At 43.8% G+C, this 18,321-nt stretch carries 21 protein-coding genes and 1 tRNA gene; 19 read left to right on the top strand and 3 right to left on the bottom strand.

Translation table 11 applies throughout. The features are described 5' to 3' along the window. The first annotated feature begins 205 nt into the window (after positions 1–205). From ACI2IW_RS02175 to ACI2IW_RS02120, 12 genes are all read left to right on the top strand, one after another. The gene (locus ACI2IW_RS02175) at positions 206–889 is read left to right on the top strand and encodes an XRE family transcriptional regulator (protein WP_404692475.1); all 684 of its coding nucleotides are present in this window, start codon (positions 206–208) and stop codon (positions 887–889) included. 111 nt (positions 890–1,000) lie between these two features. Continuing rightward, positions 1,001–1,225, top strand: a complete 225-nt coding sequence (locus ACI2IW_RS02170; RefSeq protein ID WP_404692474.1) for a hypothetical protein — start codon at positions 1,001–1,003, stop codon at positions 1,223–1,225. Further along, positions 1,222–2,199 carry a hypothetical protein gene (locus ACI2IW_RS02165; protein ID WP_404692473.1) on the top strand — a complete coding sequence of 326 codons (978 nt, stop codon included), beginning with the start codon at positions 1,222–1,224 and terminating at the stop codon, positions 2,197–2,199. Before ACI2IW_RS02170 ends, ACI2IW_RS02165 begins: the two co-directional genes overlap by 4 nt. After that, complete coding sequence (locus ACI2IW_RS02160; protein ID WP_404692472.1) at positions 2,192–2,554, top strand: hypothetical protein; 363 nt, start codon at positions 2,192–2,194, stop codon at positions 2,552–2,554. Before ACI2IW_RS02165 ends, ACI2IW_RS02160 begins: the two co-directional genes overlap by 8 nt. Beyond that, complete coding sequence (locus ACI2IW_RS02155; RefSeq protein WP_404692471.1) at positions 2,554–3,081, top strand: hypothetical protein; 528 nt, start codon at positions 2,554–2,556, stop codon at positions 3,079–3,081. The genes ACI2IW_RS02160 and ACI2IW_RS02155 overlap by 1 nt, the downstream gene beginning before the upstream one ends. After that, positions 3,078–3,329 (top strand): hypothetical protein, encoded by a 252-nt coding sequence (locus ACI2IW_RS02150; protein WP_404692470.1) that lies wholly within the window; start codon positions 3,078–3,080, stop codon positions 3,327–3,329. The genes ACI2IW_RS02155 and ACI2IW_RS02150 overlap by 4 nt, the downstream gene beginning before the upstream one ends. Next, positions 3,322–3,534, top strand: coding sequence for a hypothetical protein (locus ACI2IW_RS02145; RefSeq protein ID WP_201571159.1), 213 nt, complete (start codon positions 3,322–3,324; stop codon positions 3,532–3,534). Before ACI2IW_RS02150 ends, ACI2IW_RS02145 begins: the two co-directional genes overlap by 8 nt. A 202-nt stretch (positions 3,535–3,736) precedes the next feature. After that, a complete protein-coding gene (locus ACI2IW_RS02140; RefSeq protein WP_404692469.1) occupies positions 3,737–3,940 on the top strand; it encodes a TraR/DksA family transcriptional regulator in 204 nt (67 codons plus the stop codon). After that, positions 3,940–4,461, top strand: coding sequence for a hypothetical protein (locus tag ACI2IW_RS02135; protein ID WP_404692468.1), 522 nt, complete (start codon positions 3,940–3,942; stop codon positions 4,459–4,461). Before ACI2IW_RS02140 ends, ACI2IW_RS02135 begins: the two co-directional genes overlap by 1 nt. A 105-nt stretch (positions 4,462–4,566) precedes the next feature. Next, complete coding sequence (locus ACI2IW_RS02130) at positions 4,567–4,776, top strand: hypothetical protein (RefSeq protein WP_404692467.1); 210 nt, start codon at positions 4,567–4,569, stop codon at positions 4,774–4,776. A gap of 1 nt (position 4,777) precedes the next feature. After that, entirely contained in the window at positions 4,778–5,119 is a 342-nt protein-coding gene (locus ACI2IW_RS02125) for a hypothetical protein (RefSeq protein ID WP_404692466.1), read from the top strand. Beyond that, positions 5,119–6,099, top strand: a complete 981-nt coding sequence (locus ACI2IW_RS02120; RefSeq protein ID WP_404692465.1) for a tyrosine-type recombinase/integrase — start codon at positions 5,119–5,121, stop codon at positions 6,097–6,099. Before ACI2IW_RS02125 ends, ACI2IW_RS02120 begins: the two co-directional genes overlap by 1 nt. A gap of 155 nt (positions 6,100–6,254) precedes the next feature. Here ACI2IW_RS02120 and ACI2IW_RS02115 read toward each other — a convergent pair. The 3 genes from ACI2IW_RS02115 to ACI2IW_RS02105 form a co-directional block, all read right to left on the bottom strand. Continuing rightward, a tRNA-Leu gene (locus ACI2IW_RS02115) sits at positions 6,255–6,339 on the bottom strand. Positions 6,340–6,557: 218 nt separating this feature from the next. Beyond that, entirely contained in the window at positions 6,558–8,339 is a 1,782-nt protein-coding gene (locus ACI2IW_RS02110; RefSeq protein ID WP_201605431.1) for a sigma 54-interacting transcriptional regulator, read from the bottom strand. Between the two features lie 98 nt (positions 8,340–8,437). Then, complete coding sequence (locus ACI2IW_RS02105; protein WP_201605434.1) at positions 8,438–9,802, bottom strand: nitrogen regulation protein NR(II); 1,365 nt, start codon at positions 9,800–9,802, stop codon at positions 8,438–8,440. 135 nt (positions 9,803–9,937) lie between these two features. Between ACI2IW_RS02105 and rimO the strand changes: the two genes are divergently transcribed. The 7 genes from rimO to rseP all read left to right on the top strand — a co-directional run bounded on the left by rimO (position 9,938) and on the right by rseP (position 18,111). After that, positions 9,938–11,533 carry a 30S ribosomal protein S12 methylthiotransferase RimO gene (rimO, locus tag ACI2IW_RS02100; RefSeq protein WP_404692464.1) on the top strand — a complete coding sequence of 532 codons (1,596 nt, stop codon included), beginning with the start codon at positions 9,938–9,940 and terminating at the stop codon, positions 11,531–11,533. 172 nt (positions 11,534–11,705) lie between these two features. Then, on the top strand, positions 11,706–12,431 hold the full coding sequence (gene pyrH, locus ACI2IW_RS02095) for a UMP kinase (RefSeq protein WP_057759121.1): 726 nt from the start codon (positions 11,706–11,708) through the stop codon (positions 12,429–12,431). Between the two features lie 112 nt (positions 12,432–12,543). Continuing rightward, the gene (gene frr / locus ACI2IW_RS02090) at positions 12,544–13,098 is read left to right on the top strand and encodes a ribosome recycling factor (protein WP_057759123.1); all 555 of its coding nucleotides are present in this window, start codon (positions 12,544–12,546) and stop codon (positions 13,096–13,098) included. 388 nt (positions 13,099–13,486) lie between these two features. After that, positions 13,487–14,245: a polyprenyl diphosphate synthase gene (gene uppS, locus ACI2IW_RS02085; protein WP_201555858.1), complete on the top strand. Its 759-nt coding sequence runs from the start codon at positions 13,487–13,489 to the stop codon at positions 14,243–14,245. 189 nt (positions 14,246–14,434) lie between these two features. After that, positions 14,435–15,244, top strand: a complete 810-nt coding sequence (locus ACI2IW_RS02080) for a phosphatidate cytidylyltransferase (RefSeq protein WP_160021660.1) — start codon at positions 14,435–14,437, stop codon at positions 15,242–15,244. 185 nt (positions 15,245–15,429) lie between these two features. Continuing rightward, complete coding sequence (gene ispC / locus ACI2IW_RS02075; protein ID WP_404692463.1) at positions 15,430–16,638, top strand: 1-deoxy-D-xylulose-5-phosphate reductoisomerase; 1,209 nt, start codon at positions 15,430–15,432, stop codon at positions 16,636–16,638. Positions 16,639–16,734: 96 nt separating this feature from the next. Further along, on the top strand, positions 16,735–18,111 hold the full coding sequence (gene rseP / locus ACI2IW_RS02070) for an RIP metalloprotease RseP (RefSeq protein ID WP_057759128.1): 1,377 nt from the start codon (positions 16,735–16,737) through the stop codon (positions 18,109–18,111). Positions 18,112–18,321: the final 210 nt, after the last annotated feature.

The raw sequence follows: 18,321 nt of genomic DNA, 5'->3' as shown, positions 1-18,321 counted from the left end.
TAATAACATTTGTAGTTATTAAAACATTTGTTTTATTAAATTGCAATAATTAATGCATCATTTGAAGTTATACAACAATAACATTTGTTTATATAATAATATTTGTCGAACAAACTAGACTGTCTAACCAGCAGTACTTAAAAGAAACCCAACTGTCTAACCATCAGTTGCTTTTATAAAAACCACCGGGGTAGGGATTATCATCATGGCTTTAGGAGCACGCATCAAGCTTGCACGCCAAGCTCGCAATATGACTCAGCAGCAGTTAGCTGATGTCATCAATTGGGAGCAAGGTGCAATAGGCAATGTTGAAAGAAGAGACAGCAAAACGTGCAGTCACACAGCTGATATTGCTGCTGCGCTCAATGTTGACCTTGGATGGTTAAGCACTGGCGATGGACAGATGACAAAATCAGGGAGTGAGGCTGTAATCATAAATCATAAAAATGAGGATGGTTATACAGTGATACCTATATTTGACGATGTGGCGTTGAGCGCAGGAGCAGGCTCATGCCCACCAGATACTCAATATGCAACTGGCTATTCTTATATGCTCACCGAGCGTATAAGAGCAGTAGGAGCACAGCCTGATTGTGTTATGGAGGCTATGGTTAATGGTAGCAGTATGGAGCCGACGATCATGGATAAATCGCCCATAAAAATAGATTCAAGCAAGGCTCATGATGCTATTAGAGATGGCAAGATATACGCATTTGACGTTGCCGGTGATTTGAAAATCAAGAGGTTACTGAAGACAGCAAGTGGCAACATCATCATACGTTCAGACAATGAAATGTGGGAAGATGAAGTCATGAGTAAAGAGGATTTTAAAAAGAATATTAGGATTATAGGGTGGGTATTCGATTGGCCACCAAATGAAAAATGGTAGTAAATAACTTCTATTGTTATATTTATTTATCTAAAATATAACAAATGTATTGACGTTAAATAAAACAAATGTTTTAATTATACCCGTAATCAACAAAACGGGTATATTGTCATGTCAGATATTCAAACCACCGATGGCGTACAAACGCAGCGTTCTCGCTACGAGAACAAGCGTCTCCAAAACTTGCTTGCTGAACGCAATCAGCAACTCCAAACTGTCGAACAACAACTGACCAACTCTCAGATTAGCTATAAGCATGCGTGTAAAAACACTCGCATGCTTATGGTTTTTTGCGTTTTGTTGATTGTTGTTATGTCATTGGGAGGTGTTGCGTGAGCAAGTTAATCAGCACTTTCCAAATACGCTTTGATGACGAAACCAAAGCTGAAATAGCAGCGTTAAAAGGTAAGTTAGATGCCGTGGCGCACCGTCTGAACGTTGGCCATTCTATGCCGACCGGTGGTCTGCTAGCGGTCATGGCTGGTGAAGCGGCTAATGATGCGCCACAGCCTGAGCTTAAAGGGTTGGGGCAGTGGGCTTTTGAAGGCTTGGATGAAAAGTACCAGTCAGCAGCTATGGATTATGACGGCAGTGTCTTTGCTTATGAATGCCTGCTTGAGGATCTAGGTAAAATTACTGATGACGGTCACTGCTACTGGAGCGCCAGTGCGGGCGTTGATTCTGTACATGTTTGTAAGCTGGCAGATGGCAGCAACTGGGAGCACTATGCCATTCAACGCCAATCAGTCAATGATGTCGATTATCTAAGTTGTGAAGCTTCAAAAACACACGGTATGCCGACATTTATCGCGATAGATGAATACGACTCTTTGTCTGAATGCGTCCCGCATATTGACGACGTATTAGCACAACCAAACTGGCTATCTGAGTCAGTGCCACAAATCACTGATGCTGATATGCAGCTTATCTTTATCAAAAACCTATCTGAAGTCCTAATCCAGCGTATGCACAGCATGGACCGCTTTAGTGAAGATGACTATGCGGTTGGCGGTGATAAGTTGATGCCGTGGGATATTATCATAGGGCAACGGTTTGCCGATGTCGAAGATGCATCTAAACAAGATCATCAAAATGAGTTTGCCATTGTGACTGGAAAAAGAAAGATATTGTCTTCCCCGCAGCACGATCACCTTGACGTGATGATATTAAGCAAAGCCAATGTATGCGAGGAGTCTACTAAAATTGGTGGGTGGGCCTCTATCTATTATGAAACTAACGATACCTATCGCGCCATAACCGAAGCCGAACTACCAGCATTTCGTGCGGCGTTGGAGGCTTGCTATGCGTAAAATTCAATCCTTCAATGTCACTGCACAGCTTGCGATGATTCAATCTAAAGCTCAATTGAGCAATAGCGTAAGCCGTCAAGCGCTAACTGACGCCATCAATACATGGTCGGAGCATCAAGCCAAGTACGACTACGAGCGCAACCAAACCGATTTGGTCGCTATCAATCGCAACATCAGCTTGATCGTGACACAAGTAACCAACCGTATATGCCGCATTAACCCGCTGGTTTGGACTGAGTTGCTAAAGTTAAACGCTGCGCTCAATGTCGGCATCATCAACAACATCAACTTTGAGCCACGCCCAGTACCAGTCGTGGCTGCGAACACTGATGCCAACCACAGCGAGGTGGCGTAATGTCATTGACTCAATCAGCAAAAAAACATCCTTTATTAGTCAATATCAATGGCGCGGCACATATTGGCGTGACAACAGCCTGTCAGCGTGTCGCTATGTGCCTGAACGCTCAAGCAATCAGTACCGAAGTGATCAATGTTCGTAGAGGTATTGAAGCTGTTGAATTTGAAGACGACTACATACTTGATAAATACAAGCATTTAGATGTGATCTTGTTAGACCGTCATCACTATACAGCGTCTGCTATCAAGCGTCGGTTACAGCAGCCACTTTGGGTTTGGCAAGAAGAGAGCGTGCTGCCGAGTCTTAGCGTGCTGCTTAGCTGTCATGGCACTGTGTACAAACGCTTTATTAAGTCTAATGAAGATAAGCGTACGGCACTAGGACATCACGACGCGTATCTGTCCTGCATAAAAGAGCACTACGGCACGCCAAACCATCATGTGCTGGATATAGATGGTAAGAATGGCCATCTGTACGCAGCTGGTACGCTTAAGGGTTTGATATTGCGGGAGCTTCGGAAATGAGAGTCTCGTTTGTATTAACTGCTGATCAAAATATTGGTCAGGTGATGGAAGATCACATTCGTATTTTAGAACATAACTTTGATATGGAAGTGCAAGGTTTTGCTATTAAGCAGATAAGTAAAGCTGATTTTGACTTTAATTATGAGTCTTTAGGCTCAGAAGAGGTCAAACAAGCTTTATCTGGTTGGGAGTGTGAGCTGCAATTCGAAATTCAGCTTGAGTTTAAGGAGTTAAGCCGCGATGAGTAAAACATTATCACTTAGCCGCCGTGCGCATCTATTCGTTCTAGACAACGAATTATTTATAAAGCTACAGCGTCAAAACCAAAGAGACCCAAAGCGCGATGATTATTACATCATCAAAAAGTTTGGATTAGAACGCTTGAAAGAGATCCATGAGTGGTCTGGCAACATCATTAAAGAAAGTGAGAGTAGTAATGTCAAAGCAGATTAAACGAGTCACGTTTGCGAATAACAATTATGGCTTGCAATGGCTTGATATAAACATGCACAGCTGGGAGATTGTCAGCGCGTGCGGGGAAGGGCGTCACCTGGTGGGCCGAGCATGTCGCTTGGCTGACCGTGGCAATAAAGTTGAATATCGCACTGGGTCAACCTACACGACCATCAATGCGACTGTTGAGAAGATGGGGTAAATGATGGCTGATGATGCTGATCGCGCAAACGACTATGTTGATTTAACAATGACTCAGTATCTGAGTCGAGCACCAAAGTTTGACAAGCCGTCACTGGCTGAGTGCTTGGAATGTGGCGAGGATATCCCCGCTAAACGCCAATCAATGGGTGGGGTAACGCTCTGTGTAGACTGCCAAAGCGTATTTGAGAAAAGGGGACGGTGATGTTAAGACTAAATAACAGCTCAGTAGTTCGAGAGTCAGTCAATGGCGGTGTTACAGTCCGAATGTCCGCTGTGTTTGATGATGTGACCAAATCAGGCAGTATCAAGCAAAAGCACGCACAGCGCTTTGTCATCAGAGACAGTCTACTGACGCTCAATGGTTCAAAGCACTGCCTATCTGAAGCGGTCGACTTAAACGCAGAACCTGAAGATCTAATCAAATACTTTGAGGCGCGTTTTAATAGTACTCAGCCAGACATGCTACTGGAACCCCCATCATCGAGAGGTGGTATCCAAGCACCTAAGTCTATCAAAGAAGTGCGTTGGGAGTATCCTGATATGGCATGGAGGGCAATAGATAAGGCTGGAACAGTCGCTTACTTTGAGCGTCGACCAGTACTAGATAAAGCGGGTTATTGGGTGTCAACAATGGATGGTGTTTTGGCTAAGTATGGCAAATCATTATGTATCGCTGACAACTATCAGTGCAGCGTTGAGAAAGGAGTCGGTGATGTTAACTAATAATGAACAGCTTTTAGTAATCACCGGCACAGCTATCTTACTGGGTATGCTCATTGTCGCAGTGATTTGGCTAGTATCGATTGAGTTAAATAAAGGGGAATGACTGTGAAAACTGCTAAGAAATATACAGCAATGAAGATGTTTCTTAAGGTATTCATAGTCATCAATGTTTTACCTATTTTAATCTTCTTTTGGTTGATGCTGCTGGGTCTTGACGGACAAACTCATAGTCAATGGGGTGGGGCATGGGCGACGCTGATCTTAGGTGTGATAGCGATGTTTGTGCATTTGCAGATAAGTTTGGAGGAAAAGTAAGATGGACGTTATTGAAATTATCAAATCAAATGTGCCTTTAGACTGGGTAACTCTCCCCCAATTTGCTAAACTTATCGGTCTACCGCACACACGTCTATATATCGCCAAAGAAAAATGGCCTGAAGGCGTGGTGTGGAAAAAGATTGATAACAAGATTTACTTTAGTTTACAGGGGTGGAATCATTGGATGAGTCAGCAGGGTATCCAAAAGGCGTTAGAGTGCGAAGCGGCAGCGTCGAAATTAATATCCCAATCAAAGGAGAAGGGCGTAGGTACTTCGTCCTCCCGTACACGGCGACGCCAAAGAATATTGCCCAAGCGGGAAAGCTACGAGCTAGTTTAATGGCTCGTAGAAAATGGGAGAATTTGACGGTAACAGATATTGAATTGGCTTGTAATATTATCGATGAGACAACAGCAGATGATAGGCCACTTTTTGCAGACTATGCGCAGCTTTATCTTGATAGTTTAGATAGTGGTAATACAGGCACTAGACGTAAATATAAAGGCATCCTTAAAAATAAGTGGATGCCTTTTTTTGCATCTATAGCCATTGCAGATATAACACCGGCAATGGTACGCACTGCGCTCGCACAGAATGACTTTAGCAGCGCTAAAACTGCTAATGACGCACTCACGCCACTGCGCGGAGTGTTTGATTTGGCATTTATTGACGAAATTATTGAAGAGTTGCCCACTAAACGTATCCGTAATAAGAAGACCCAAAAGGACGAGCCAGATCCTTTTTTGCCTAATGAGCGTTCGGCCATACTTGATTATATGCAGAGCCATTGGACAGATGATAAAGAGATTTGGTATCTATATTTTGTGTGGCAGTTTTGGACCGGTTGTCGCCCTGGTGAATCATTGGCCATAGACTGGGCTGACATAGATAGAGCCAATCGACTAGCAAAAATAAGTAAGACGTTGAGCAGCGGCAAAGTGCAGCTATCAACTAAGACCAATGAAATACGTAATATCTATCTCAACGATAAGATATTGGTTGTATTGGATAGACTCAAGGTACTCACTGGCCACCAGTCACGCCTGTTTATCAGTTTGCACACCGATGAGCCATGGACAAGACCAGATAAGTTGTCCGAAAAGTTTCAGGAAGTACTGCCAGTGATCAGTATAAGGGCACGGCCTGCTTATAATTGCCGTCATACTTATGCAACGACGATGCTCAATAGTATGATCGATGTTTCTGCAGCGGCGTACCAGATGGGCCATGATATTATTACGTTCACTAAGATCTATGCAAAGTGGATCAATACAGAGCGTATGCAAGCTGAGATGATGAAGCTGGATTATGGCGACTAACTACCGAGTAACCTCGGTAGTTGAATTATAGAAACTGCGCCAAAACTGCGACAACAGCAGCTTTAATGAATAGTTATCAAATCTTAGGCAATAAAAAAACCTGCCCGAAGGCAGGTTTAGTATAGGTTTGAGACAATTTATTCACTATCCGAAAATGGTGGGGCTGGAGAGACTCGAACTCTCACACCTTGCGGCGCCAGAACCTAAATCTGGTGCGTCTACCAATTCCGCCACAGCCCCATTTTCGTTACTCTATCATCAAAAGCGATTAAACTCAAACGCTATCTAGATAGTTAACTGATTCGGTAGTGCGTCTCAGTGGTTGGCTATTATATAGAGTTTTAATTGTTTGGCAACCCCTATTTGCAATTATTTTTAATTATTTATCATTTATTTTCGATATTAATTTTAAGTGATTGATATTAATAATAATTTATTATCATGTTTTATGCGTTTATTTATTCTTTAGTTGGTACTCTAGGGGCAGAGATATCCAGTTGCTGCAATTTGCGTGTCAGAGTATTGCGTCCCCAACCAAGTAAGCTCGCGGCTTCTATCTTTTTACCGCCGCTATGATTGAGTGCTGCTGTTAATAAAACACGCTCAAACTCAGGGGTTGCTGTTTGCAGAATATCAGTTTCACCCGTGCTTAACGACTGCTCAGCCCAATCAGCCAATGCTTGTTGCCAACTCTGGTTTTTAGGCAAAGGGCTACTTCGCTCATTTTGATGACTGTTTAACGCACTACTATTTAATACATTGCCACTTTGTACCAAGTTCTCTTGAGCGTCTTCCTGTGATGCGCCATGCTCTTCATAAAGCACCGTATTAGGTGAGATGTTTTCAAGTAGCTCTGGTGGCAAATCTGTCGCCATCACAGTATCACCAGTAGCCATAACCGTGAGCCACAAACAGACGTTTTCTAATTGACGCACGTTACCACGCCAGTCAAACGTCTGCATAATTTGCAATGCGGCAGGATGTAGATGCTTTGGAGAGGTGTTCATTTGCTCTGCAGCAGATTGCATAAAGTAGAGGGCTAATGCAGGAATGTCCTCAGGGCGTGTACGTAGTGGTGGTAGGGGTAACCGAATGACATTGAGACGATAAAACAAATCTTCGCGGAATCGGCTTTGTTTTACCAGCTCTTCTAAGTTTTGATGAGTGGCTGCGATGATACGTACATCGACCTTTATGGGCTGCTGACCACCAACACGATAAAACTCACCATTGGCTAGGACGCGTAACAGCCGTGTCTGAGTGCTAAAAGGCATGTCACCGATTTCATCTAAAAATAGAGTACCGCCGTCTGCCTGCTCAAAACGGCCTTGACGCATCGTTGTTGCACCAGTGAACGCGCCTTTTTCGTGACCGAATAGCTCAGACTCGATCAAGTCATGTGGTATGGCTGCCATATTGAGGGCAATAAATGGTTGCTGTTTACGCGGGGAGTGTTGGTGCAATGCACTGGCCACCAACTCTTTACCCGTTCCAGACTCACCAGTAATTAAGACGGAAATGGGAGATTGCGCCAACCTGCCAATAGCACGAAACACCGTTTGCATGGCTGGTGACTGTCCAATGATGCCGCTAGGGTTCCCATTACTTTTGGTTTCGACGGCACCTTTGCTCTTATTGTCTTTGTTTGTCTTGCTAGCAGGTGCTGCTTTAGGTTTTATCAGGTCTTCAGTGAAAGTATCAGACGTTATATTGGTATTAGGTTCATCTGAAAGGGAAACAGTCGTTGTCTCTAAATTGGGCTGATAATTGATGGCTTTATAAATCGTTGCAACCGCATCATCTAAGTCAAAAGGCTTGGGTAGGTATTCAAAAGCACCAGTCTGATAGCTATTGATAGCAGAGGTCAGGTCTGAGTGTGCCGTCATAATTACGATTGGCATTTTAGGGAAATGCTGATGGACCCAGTCGCTAAAAGACAATCCATCCATCATTGGCATACGAATATCGGTCAATATGACGTCTGGTAATTGCTCGGCTGACTCTTGCTGTTTTAAAACATCATTAAGGCGAGTCCATGCTGCTTGTGCTTGAGTAAAACTGATAACGGTCAATCCAGCATCTTCAAACGTGTCTGCCAACACCATACGTAGGGCTGCATCGTCATCGATTAACCACAATGTTGCAGGGTGGTCGCTGGGTGCATTATTCACAGTTACTATTTGTGATTGTGGTGATTGATCATCGCTTTTAGGTTGGAGGTCGTCGCTATATTCAGTCATGTATTGGGCCTAATCAGCAATTATTGATGGTAAGTTGGGGATTGGGAGTTAGCGTTATGAAACTTAGCAGCCTTTAATTCATAAATTCATAATTTGTTTTATGTCTCAGTGATGGGTTGAGTAAATGGTAGATATAGCGTAAATCGGGTTTGCTTGTCTTCTTGTTCTTTTGTCGAGCTCACATCAATCATACCATGATGATGACTGATAATATCTTGGACGATGGATAATCCAAGACCTGTACCAGCTGCACGGCTAGTAACCATCGGGAAAAATATCTGACCAATCAGAGCTGGATCAATACCTGAGCCATTATCAGTAATAGTAACTTGCATCACTTGCTTGTGCTGCTGTCCGACGATTGTATGCTGAAAAGCAACCCGCGTTTGAATATGCAATGTCGGTTGATAGTCAGAATTGCCCTCAGTTTGTATGGCAGCTTGTAGTGATTCTTGAGACTCTGAGATTTTATTCTGTTGTAGCGTTTGTTCGAACTCAGTCATCGACTCACAAGCATTATTAATAAGGTTTAAAAACACTTGAATCAGCTGATCCTTATCTGCACACAACTCTGGCAATGATAAATCATAATCACGCTGTAACACTACCTGTGGATACTGATTGGTCACTAAGGTTAAGACATGCTCTAAAGGCTCATGGATATTGAGCGTTTGCCAGTTTGGCAGTTGATTGGAACCTAGAAGCTGCCCAATAAGATGAGTCAATCGATCAGTCTCTGAAATAATAATGTCCGTATAGTTGCGCAGCTTTTGATTCATTTTTTGCAAATCATGCTGCGTGTCAGTGTTGGTAGTTGTCAAAGCATTATCAGCGCTAGAGGTGTTAGTAGTAGATGCGTCACTGAATTTAATAAACTGCCGTTGCAACAGCTGGGCTGCCCCGCGAATACCAGCAAGAGGGTTTTTTATTTCGTGCGCCACTGAGCGTAGCATATGACGGGCCACTGTATACTGCTGTTGTTGGCGCTGCTCCTCAGAGATACGACTTTGACGATCTTTACCCCACATCTCGATAATAAAATAAGGCTGCTGTTCATAGATGACCGGTGTGACGCTATAGTCGACTGACAATGATAAATTACCGTTTAGCGGTGTTTTTATGATGTGGTCATGATCGATAAAAGGTTGTTGGTAGTTCTGCGCTTGCACAAAGCGCTCGGTCAAAGAGTAAGCTGGCTCGCTCGAAGGCTCATTTTCATTTGTCTCACTACTATCATTATTGATAAATGCAATATCTTTAGTCTTTAACTCATCAGGTGCGAGCAGTGTCAAGATTGATTGATTGATTAGTCTGCCGCTACTAATGGCAAGTAGCTGCTCGGCTTGAGCATTCAACCGTGTGATTGATAGCTCATCGTTGACCCATAAAATAGCGGTGAATAAGTGCTGAGATATAAATGCGAGGTCAGGGGTTGTTTTGGCGGTTATAAAATCAGCGTTCATCAGTAGTGCCCAAAAAAGTCAGATGCTTGAGATAATATTTAACCACAAATCAAGACTATAGAGCGGCAAAACTGGTGATTTTTGCAAAAAAAACGTACAATGCGCTCAGCCAATTTATCTCTAGCAAGGTCAGCCATGTCCAAAACTTCTACCGAGTCAGTGAATACGACAGCAGCAGCTCCTCTATCTGCCGTAAAAGACACTGCCACTATCTTCAATCCTGCCGCGCCTACCATAGTACAAGCGCAGAGTCAGGCAGATGTCAGTCAAACAGATACTAAACAACCTTACCATCATAAAGCCAATCACAACCAGAACCGTAGTGTCGGCCAAAGCAGCGATGCTACTTCAGCCTCGACTGCAAATGCCACTGCTACGATGCCTGTTAGTGCAGCACCAAAAATTGGTTTTGTGTCACTAGGTTGTCCAAAAGCATTGGTGGATAGTGAGCGTATTATCACTGAGCTAAGCCGTGACGGCTATCAAGTAGCCAGTGATTATGACGGTGCCGACTTGGTCGTGGTAAACACTTGCGGCTTTATTGAATCAGCGGTACAAGAGTCACTTGATGCGATCGGCGAGGCCATTAGCAAAAACGGTAAAGTGATTGTCACTGGCTGTTTGGGCAAAGAAGCGGACAAAATCCGTGAGATGCATCCAGCTGTACTAGCAGTGACGGGCGCGCATGCCTATGACGAAGTGATTACGGCAGTGGCGCAGCATGTGCCTAAGCCAAATCGCAGTCAGGACGCCAACTATGATCCAAAAATAGATTTGATTAATGAAGCGGGTATCAAGCTGACCCCAAGCCATTATGCTTATCTAAAAATATCAGAAGGCTGTAATCACCGTTGTACGTTCTGCATTATCCCAAGCTTGCGCGGTGATTTGGTATCGCGCCCGATTGATAATGTGATGAACGAAGCACTGGCACTCAAAAAAGCTGGCGTGAAAGAACTGCTTATCATCTCGCAAGATACTTCGGCATATGGTCTTGACCTAAAGTATAAAACCAGTTTTTGGAATGGTATGCCGCTCAAATCTAAGTTTTATGACTTATGCCAAGCATTGAACGATTTGGGCATTTGGGTACGCCTGCATTATGTCTATCCGTATCCACACGTAGACAAAGTCGTTGAGTTGATGGGTGAGAAGAAACTGCTTCCTTATCTGGACATTCCGTTCCAGCATGCCAGTCATCGTATCCTAAAAGCGATGAAACGTCCTGCGCATAGCGAAAACACCTTGACCCGTATCAAAGCGTGGCGTGATATCTGTCCTGATATCGTGATTCGTTCAACCTTTGTGGTTGGCTTCCCTGGCGAGACAGAAGAAGATTTTCAGTGCTTGCTTGATTGGCTGGTTGAAGCACGCCTCGATCGCGTGGGCGCATTTACTTATTCAGAAGTAGAAGGCGCAGTTGCTAATGACTTGCCTGATCATGTGCCTGAAGACGTCAAGCAGTCTCGCTATGAGCGTTTAATGGCGCTACAGCAAGATATTTCAGCGCAAAAGCTACAAGAAAAAGTCGGCAAAACCTTAACGGTATTGGTCGATGAAATTGATAGCGATGAAAATATTGCTATCTGCCGTAGTTATGCTGATGCACCTGAAATTGATGGTCATGTCTATGTTGATGACATCAACGCTCAAGTTAAAGTAGGGCAGTTCTTAACCGTGACTATCGATGATGCTAGCGAATACGATCTATTCGCCAGTTATCAAGGCTAGATATCCAATAAGATATGCGAGTGAAAATTGCCCAATGGCGGGCAGTTTTTGCTACAATTAGCGCAATTTAGCCTTTTTAATACGCTTAGCTGTAAGTGTGGCGTTGTGGGCAAACTCGATTTGTATTTTACCGATAATTTTCTTTATAATTTCATGATAACAAGGTGACCTCATGTCTGACAAAAACCCGCGTTACGCTCGTATCTTGCTGAAACTCTCCGGTGAAGCCTTAGCTGGTAGTAAAGACATGGGTATCGATACCGAAGTCCTTGATAAAATGAGCTTGTCTATCGCTCACTTGCGTGGACTTGGTGTCCAAGTGGGTATCGTAGTCGGTGGTGGTAATTTATATCGCGGTGCACAGTTACAAAAAGAAGGTCTCGTTGGCCGTGTGACTGGTGATCAGATGGGCATGCTAGCGACCGTTATGAACGGACTGGCAATGCGTGATGCGCTTGAGCGTCGCAATATCAAAACGCGCTTGATGTCAGCGTTACCGATTGGTGAAGTCACCGAAAGCTATAGCAGTCGTAATGCCATTCGTTATCTCAAAAACGGCGAAGTTTGTATCTTTGTTGCAGGTACGGGTAACCCATTCTTTACCACTGACACTGCTGCTTGTTTGCGCGGTATCGAGATCGAAGCTGGTTTGATTTTAAAAGCGACTAAGGTCGATGGCGTTTATGACAAAGACCCAAGTCTACATGACGATGCAGTCAAGTATGACGGTCTGACTTTTGACGAAGTGTTAGAGCAAAAGCTAGGCGTCATGGATTTAACGGCTATCGCATTGTGCCGTGAGCACAACGTACCGCTGCAAGTGTTTGATATGACAAAGCCCAATGCATTATTGAATGTCATCATGGGTGAAAATGAAGGCACACGAGTTTTTCATTAATTGATGCGATACTGGCAACTAACGTCAGTAAATAGCTAACGATTAGCAATAAATAATTAATATCCCAATAGCAAATAAAAGATTTGTCGGTAACGATAAATAAGGATACACAATGATTAAAGAGATTAAGCAAGACGGCGAAGCACGCATGCAAAAAACGTTGGAAGCGCTTGAAAGCACTTTCAGTAAAGTTCGTACTGGTCGTGCGCATCCAGGCATGTTGTCAGGTGTGATGGTTAGCTACTACGGTTCTGATACACCATTGAACCAAGTGGCAAGCGTCAACGTCGAAGACTCACGTACCTTACTGGTTCAACCGTTTGACCGTACAATGGTACAAGCAGTAGATAAGGCCATTCGTGAAGCAGATTTGGGTCTAAACCCAATGTCTGCTGATGTTATTCGTGTGCCGATGCCAGCATTAACAGAAGATACTCGTCGCGATATGCAAAAACTTGCACGTGGTGAAGCTGAGAGCAGCCGTGTTTCTATCCGTAATATTCGCCGTGACATGATGAATGACATCAAAGATTTGGCAAAAGAAAAAGAAATCTCAGAAGACGATGAGCGCCGCGCTAGTGATGATATTCAAAAAATCACTGACAAATATATCGAAACAATCGATGCTCGCTTGAGTAAGAAAGAAAGCGATTTGATGGAAGTTTAATACTGATATATTTGGTATTGAGAGCAAGAAATAGTTCGGTAGATTATCTGTCATTGAGCAGCCAATACTTTATAGCTATTGGCTGTTTATTATTGTGTAGACTGATATAGTCAATCCTTTATAAAGAGTGACAGCGTTAACCTCGCTTGAAATATCACAGTTACATCTGCACTCGGTTGCGCTGTTTCTCTTTTAAACTGAATTAACTATATAAAGCCATATCTAAAGCAAGCCAAAGGTGTGGTTGATTGAACTGGATTCATCGAATTCTGAACGCTAAAAACTAACAATGCAATTGTGATAAGTTAGTGAATTATATAAATGGCGCTTTTTAATCGCTGTTGCACACGTTATTATTATTTTACCTCAACAATAAGCAAGTTCGCCTATGTCCACTTCAGCCGTTTTGGCGCCCGCTATTCTTCCTCGTCATATCGCCATCATTATGGATGGTAATAATCGCTATGGTAAGGCTAATGATTTGGGCCACGGTCAAGGACATGTGGCTGGCAAAGATGCGCTCGATCCTATCGTCGAGTATTGTGTCAATACAGGCATTGAAGTGCTGACCGTATTTGCGTTTTCTAGTGAAAATTGGCAGAGACCGCCTAGTGAGGTAGCATTGTTGATGCAGCTACTCACATCGACGATTCATGAGCAAATGCCGCGCATGAATGAGTATCGTATTCGCTTGCGTTTCATCGGTGACCGTAGTCAACTTAGTGAGTCATTACAAACGCTAATGGCTGACGCAGAAGAAAAGACGGCAGAGTTTGATGCGATGACGCTGGTGATTGCGATTAGTTACGGTGGGCAGTGGGATATTGCAAATGCAGCACAACAGCTGGCTCAGCAAGTGCAAGCTGGCGAATTAAAACCTGAAGATGTCAGCGAAGAGCTGTTAGGTAACTACGTACAATTAGCCGATACGCCAGCAGTAGATATGCTGGTACGTACGGGCGGCGAGTATCGTATTTCTAATTTTTTATTGTGGCAGTCTGCTTATGCTGAGCTGTTTTTCACTCCCACATTATGGCCGAACTTTGCAGCAGAAGAGCTAGCTTCGATGATCGCAGAGTTTGCAAAACGTCAACGCCGCTTTGGCAAAACCAGCGAGCAAGTAGTGATAGAGCAGCAAGGTCACTGAGCAGTGAGCTGATAGATAAGTTTAGTCGGCTCAGTTCAGTTAGTATTGTATAACTGGTCAATAGGGTTGGTTTATGCAATGATAAACGGCTTGAATGAGCATTGAATGCTATCACTAGGCCATCGTTAGTTAGCTGCTATAATGCATTTTTTGACCATCTGTTCTTCATTATTATAAGGCTCGATAAGTATGTGGCAACGAATTAAGACGGCAATTGTTCTCGTTATTATCGTTGGTATTGCAATGTTTGCGAGCCAAACGCCTATTTTATTTGCACCACTGTTGGCCATTGGGGTCATTATCGCCGCTCATGAGTGGGCTAAATTGATGCCTAAATGGCGCCAGCCTGTGGTATTCGTTCTATTGATTTTAGCGCTTACTATATTCTCACTGATGTTCAAGGTAACTTGGTTGTTTTGGTGGGTGGCGTCACTCATTATATGGCTGATGGCGCTGTCTTGGGTTCGAGTCTTCCCAACACAGACGAGATGGTACGGCAACCAGCTGGCAATGATGGGCGCGGTTATTTTGACGGCATCTATCACGGCGATGTTCTATCTCTGGCAGTTATCTGCGTGGTGGCTGCTGTATGTGTTCTTATTAGTATGGTGTGCAGATAGTGGCGCATATTTCGTTGGACGCAAACTTGGTCGCCGAAAAATGGCACCCAATGTCTCACCCAACAAGAGCATGGAAGGGTTGGCTGGTGGCCTCGTCACAGGGCTGTTAGTTGTGGTAGCCATTAGCGTCTTTAAATTACAGCTGACCGGTGTACCGTTAATCGCATTTGTAGCGTTATCGGCCATCACTATTCTTGCTTCTGTACTTGGAGACTTGTTCGAGTCGATGCTCAAGCGCCGTGCTGATGTAAAAGATTCAGGCACTATCTTGCCAGGTCACGGTGGTATCCTTGATCGTATCGATTCGCTGCTGTCTGCTACACCGATATTTGCCCTTGGCTTTTGGGCGATACAGCAGTTTGGTTTGATAGTGGTGTAAGCTTATATAGCAGCACTGTTCTATTTAAACCTGTTCTGTAGCTCATTCTCAGTAATATTGATATAAGTGAGCCAAGTGTGAACGATACATTAGTATAGCTATAGCCAGCAAAGTTATCAGAGCAGTGGTTTTATAGTTAACAGACAATATTCTATTTTTATTATTTTTAAGTATCATGGGCATTGATGGTTATGACGCAACGCATCGCCGTACTAGGCGCGACAGGCTCGATTGGCGATAGCACCTTAGCAATATTAGCGGCGCAACCGCAAACTTATGAAGTCTATGCTTTATCAGGCTATCATCGCTTAGATAAGCTATTTGCACTCTGTCAGCAGTTTTTGCCGAAACGCGTCAGTGTGCCAATGTCAGCCGTGGATGATTTTGCTAACAGGCTTAAAGCAGCAGGGATTGATAGTGAGGTCGTAGGGGGCGAGGCAGGATTAGTAGATATTGCCACTGACTCACAGACTGATACGGTGGTAGCGGCGATTGTAGGGGCGGCAGGGTTGCCGTCTACATTAGCAGCAGCCCGTGCAGGCAAACGTATTTTATTGGCCAACAAAGAAGCCTTAGTCATGGCAGGTAAGGTTATGATCGATGCGGTCAAGACGCACAAAGCCACTTTGCTGCCGCTCGATTCTGAACACAATGCTATTTTTCAATGCTTACCACTTGCTATTCAGCAAGATAATACGCAAATCCATCAGTCAAATCATGGTGTCCGCAAACTATGGTTAACAGCCTCTGGTGGGCCATTTTTGCAGCAGTCGTTCGAGCAAATGCAGCAGGCAAGCGTCGCAGAAGCGGTCAAACACCCGAATTGGTCAATGGGTCAAAAAATATCTGTCGATTCGGCGACGATGATGAATAAAGGGCTTGAGCTGATAGAAGCCTGTCACTTATTTGATTTGCCTGAAGATAAGATAAATGTGGTCATTCATCCACAAAGTATCATTCACTCAATGGTAGAATATAGCGATGGGAGTTTTTTGGCGCAGCTAGGTAGTCCAGACATGAAAACGCCCATTGCGCACGCGCTTAGCTACCCTGATCGGATTGATAGTGGCTCGCAGCCATTAGATTTATTTGCACTTAGTGGTTTGGAGTTTATTGAGCCAGATCTACAAAAATTTGCCTGTTTGCGTTTGGCTCGCCAAGCTATGCAAGCAGGGACGCAAGCCACAATTGTGCTCAATGCGGCAAACGAAATTGCAGTAGCAGCGTTCCTCGATGGTAAAATACGTTTGACGGATATTGCTGATATTAACGAACAAGCCTTAAATGACATACAGCTGCCACCATTGAACGAAACCGCTGACATAGAAGACATATTGGCAATCGATAAGATTGCACGCCATCTGACTGATAAGTTGGTAGCAAAGCTGACATAATCGTAGCAAGCGTCTCTTAGCTGATACATGATATTGCTAAACGATATTAGCGAAGATGTTGATAAAAATGCTGAGAGACAATACTGAGAAAAAATCATGACGTTTTTACTAACACTTCTTGCCGCCATATTTGTCTTGGGCCCGCTTATTGCCTTACACGAGTGGGGACATTATATTGTGGCGCGGCTTTGCGGTGTCAAAGTGCTAACGTACTCTATCGGTTTTGGTCCTAAAGTTTTTGGTTGGACCAGTAAAAAAAGCGGCATCGACTATCGTATCTCAGCATTGCCACTTGGCGGCTATGTAAAGATGCTAGATGAGCGTGAAGGTAATGTCGCAAAAGATGAGCAGCACCTTGCATTTAATCGGCAACATCCGCTCAAGAAAATTGCTATCGTTGCAGCTGGCCCTATCATGAATTTTGTCATCGCTATCGCGCTATTTTGGGTGCTATTTATGACCCCATCTGAGCAGTTGGCGACTAAGATTGGACAAGTACTACCAGATACGCCTGCTGCGATGGCACAGCTGCCAGTCGGTGATAAGATTGTGGCGATTGATGGACATGATGTGCAGACATGGGAAGGTATTAACTATCGCCTTGCAGGACGTATGGGTGAGACGGATAATGTCAGCATTACCTTGCAGTCAGACGCCCAAACCGATCAGTCGACTAAAACCTATCAAGCACCAGTCACGCAGTTTATGCAAGGCGAGGCTCAAGGTAAAGACGCATTGACCAGCTTTGGCATGTTGCCATGGCAACCGCAGATTGCGCCGATTGTAGGCGGCTTGGCTCCCGATGGTGCCGCTAGCCGCCAAGGTCTAAAGGTTGGCGACCGCATTACTGCTATTAATAATGAGTCAATCGAAGATTGGATTACTGCCACACGTATCATCCGTGATAATCCTGAAACGCTATTGAACTTTACGGTGTTGCGTGATGATAAGTCTGTACAGTTGCAGATTATGCCTCAAGGTAAAAAAGACAACTTGGGTAATGATTACGGACAGATTGGTGCGATGGTTGATCAGACTGAGATTGTGATTCCTGACGATTACAAGACTACCGTGGTCTACGGTCCTAGTGAGTCGTTAGTTAAGTCGTTTGAAAAGACTGAGCAGCTCGCGGTAATGACTGTAAGCTCGATGGGGAAAATGCTGTCAGGTATGATTGGTTTAGACAATTTATCAGGGCCAATTACCATTGCTAAAGTCGCCAAGCAAAGCTTTGATATCAGTTGGCAAATGGTATTATCGACAGCGGCGCTGATTAGCTTGAGTCTTGCTGTATTAAACCTTTTGCCAATTCCGGTATTGGATGGTGGACATATTGTCTATCATTTTATCGAGCTGATCCGTGGTAAGCCATTATCTGAAGGTGTGCAAATGGTCGGTCTAAATATCGGTTTACTCTTGCTGGCAGGTTTCATGGTGTTAGCAATTGGTAATGACATCAGCCGGCTATTTTGATCAACTGATGGGTAGTATGGCTTATAAAGCACGATATACTAATGGTTTTACGCCTATTATAGGCTGATTATTGTTATGATATACATGCTACTCTGTGTCGCAGCCTCTGTACTAATCGTAATTTTTAGTTTATTTTGTGATGCAATTTATATAAAGTGTTCTGAGTTACCCTTGCATGGGTTTATAAACTTATGCGCATGGGTTAGACAA

This window comes from Psychrobacter sp. NPDC078501, assembly GCF_044900935.1.
Taxonomy (GTDB): Bacteria; Pseudomonadota; Gammaproteobacteria; order Pseudomonadales; family Moraxellaceae; genus Psychrobacter.
The sequence above is the reverse complement of the archived record's forward strand: the minus strand, read 5'-3'. Positions and strand labels throughout refer to the sequence as shown.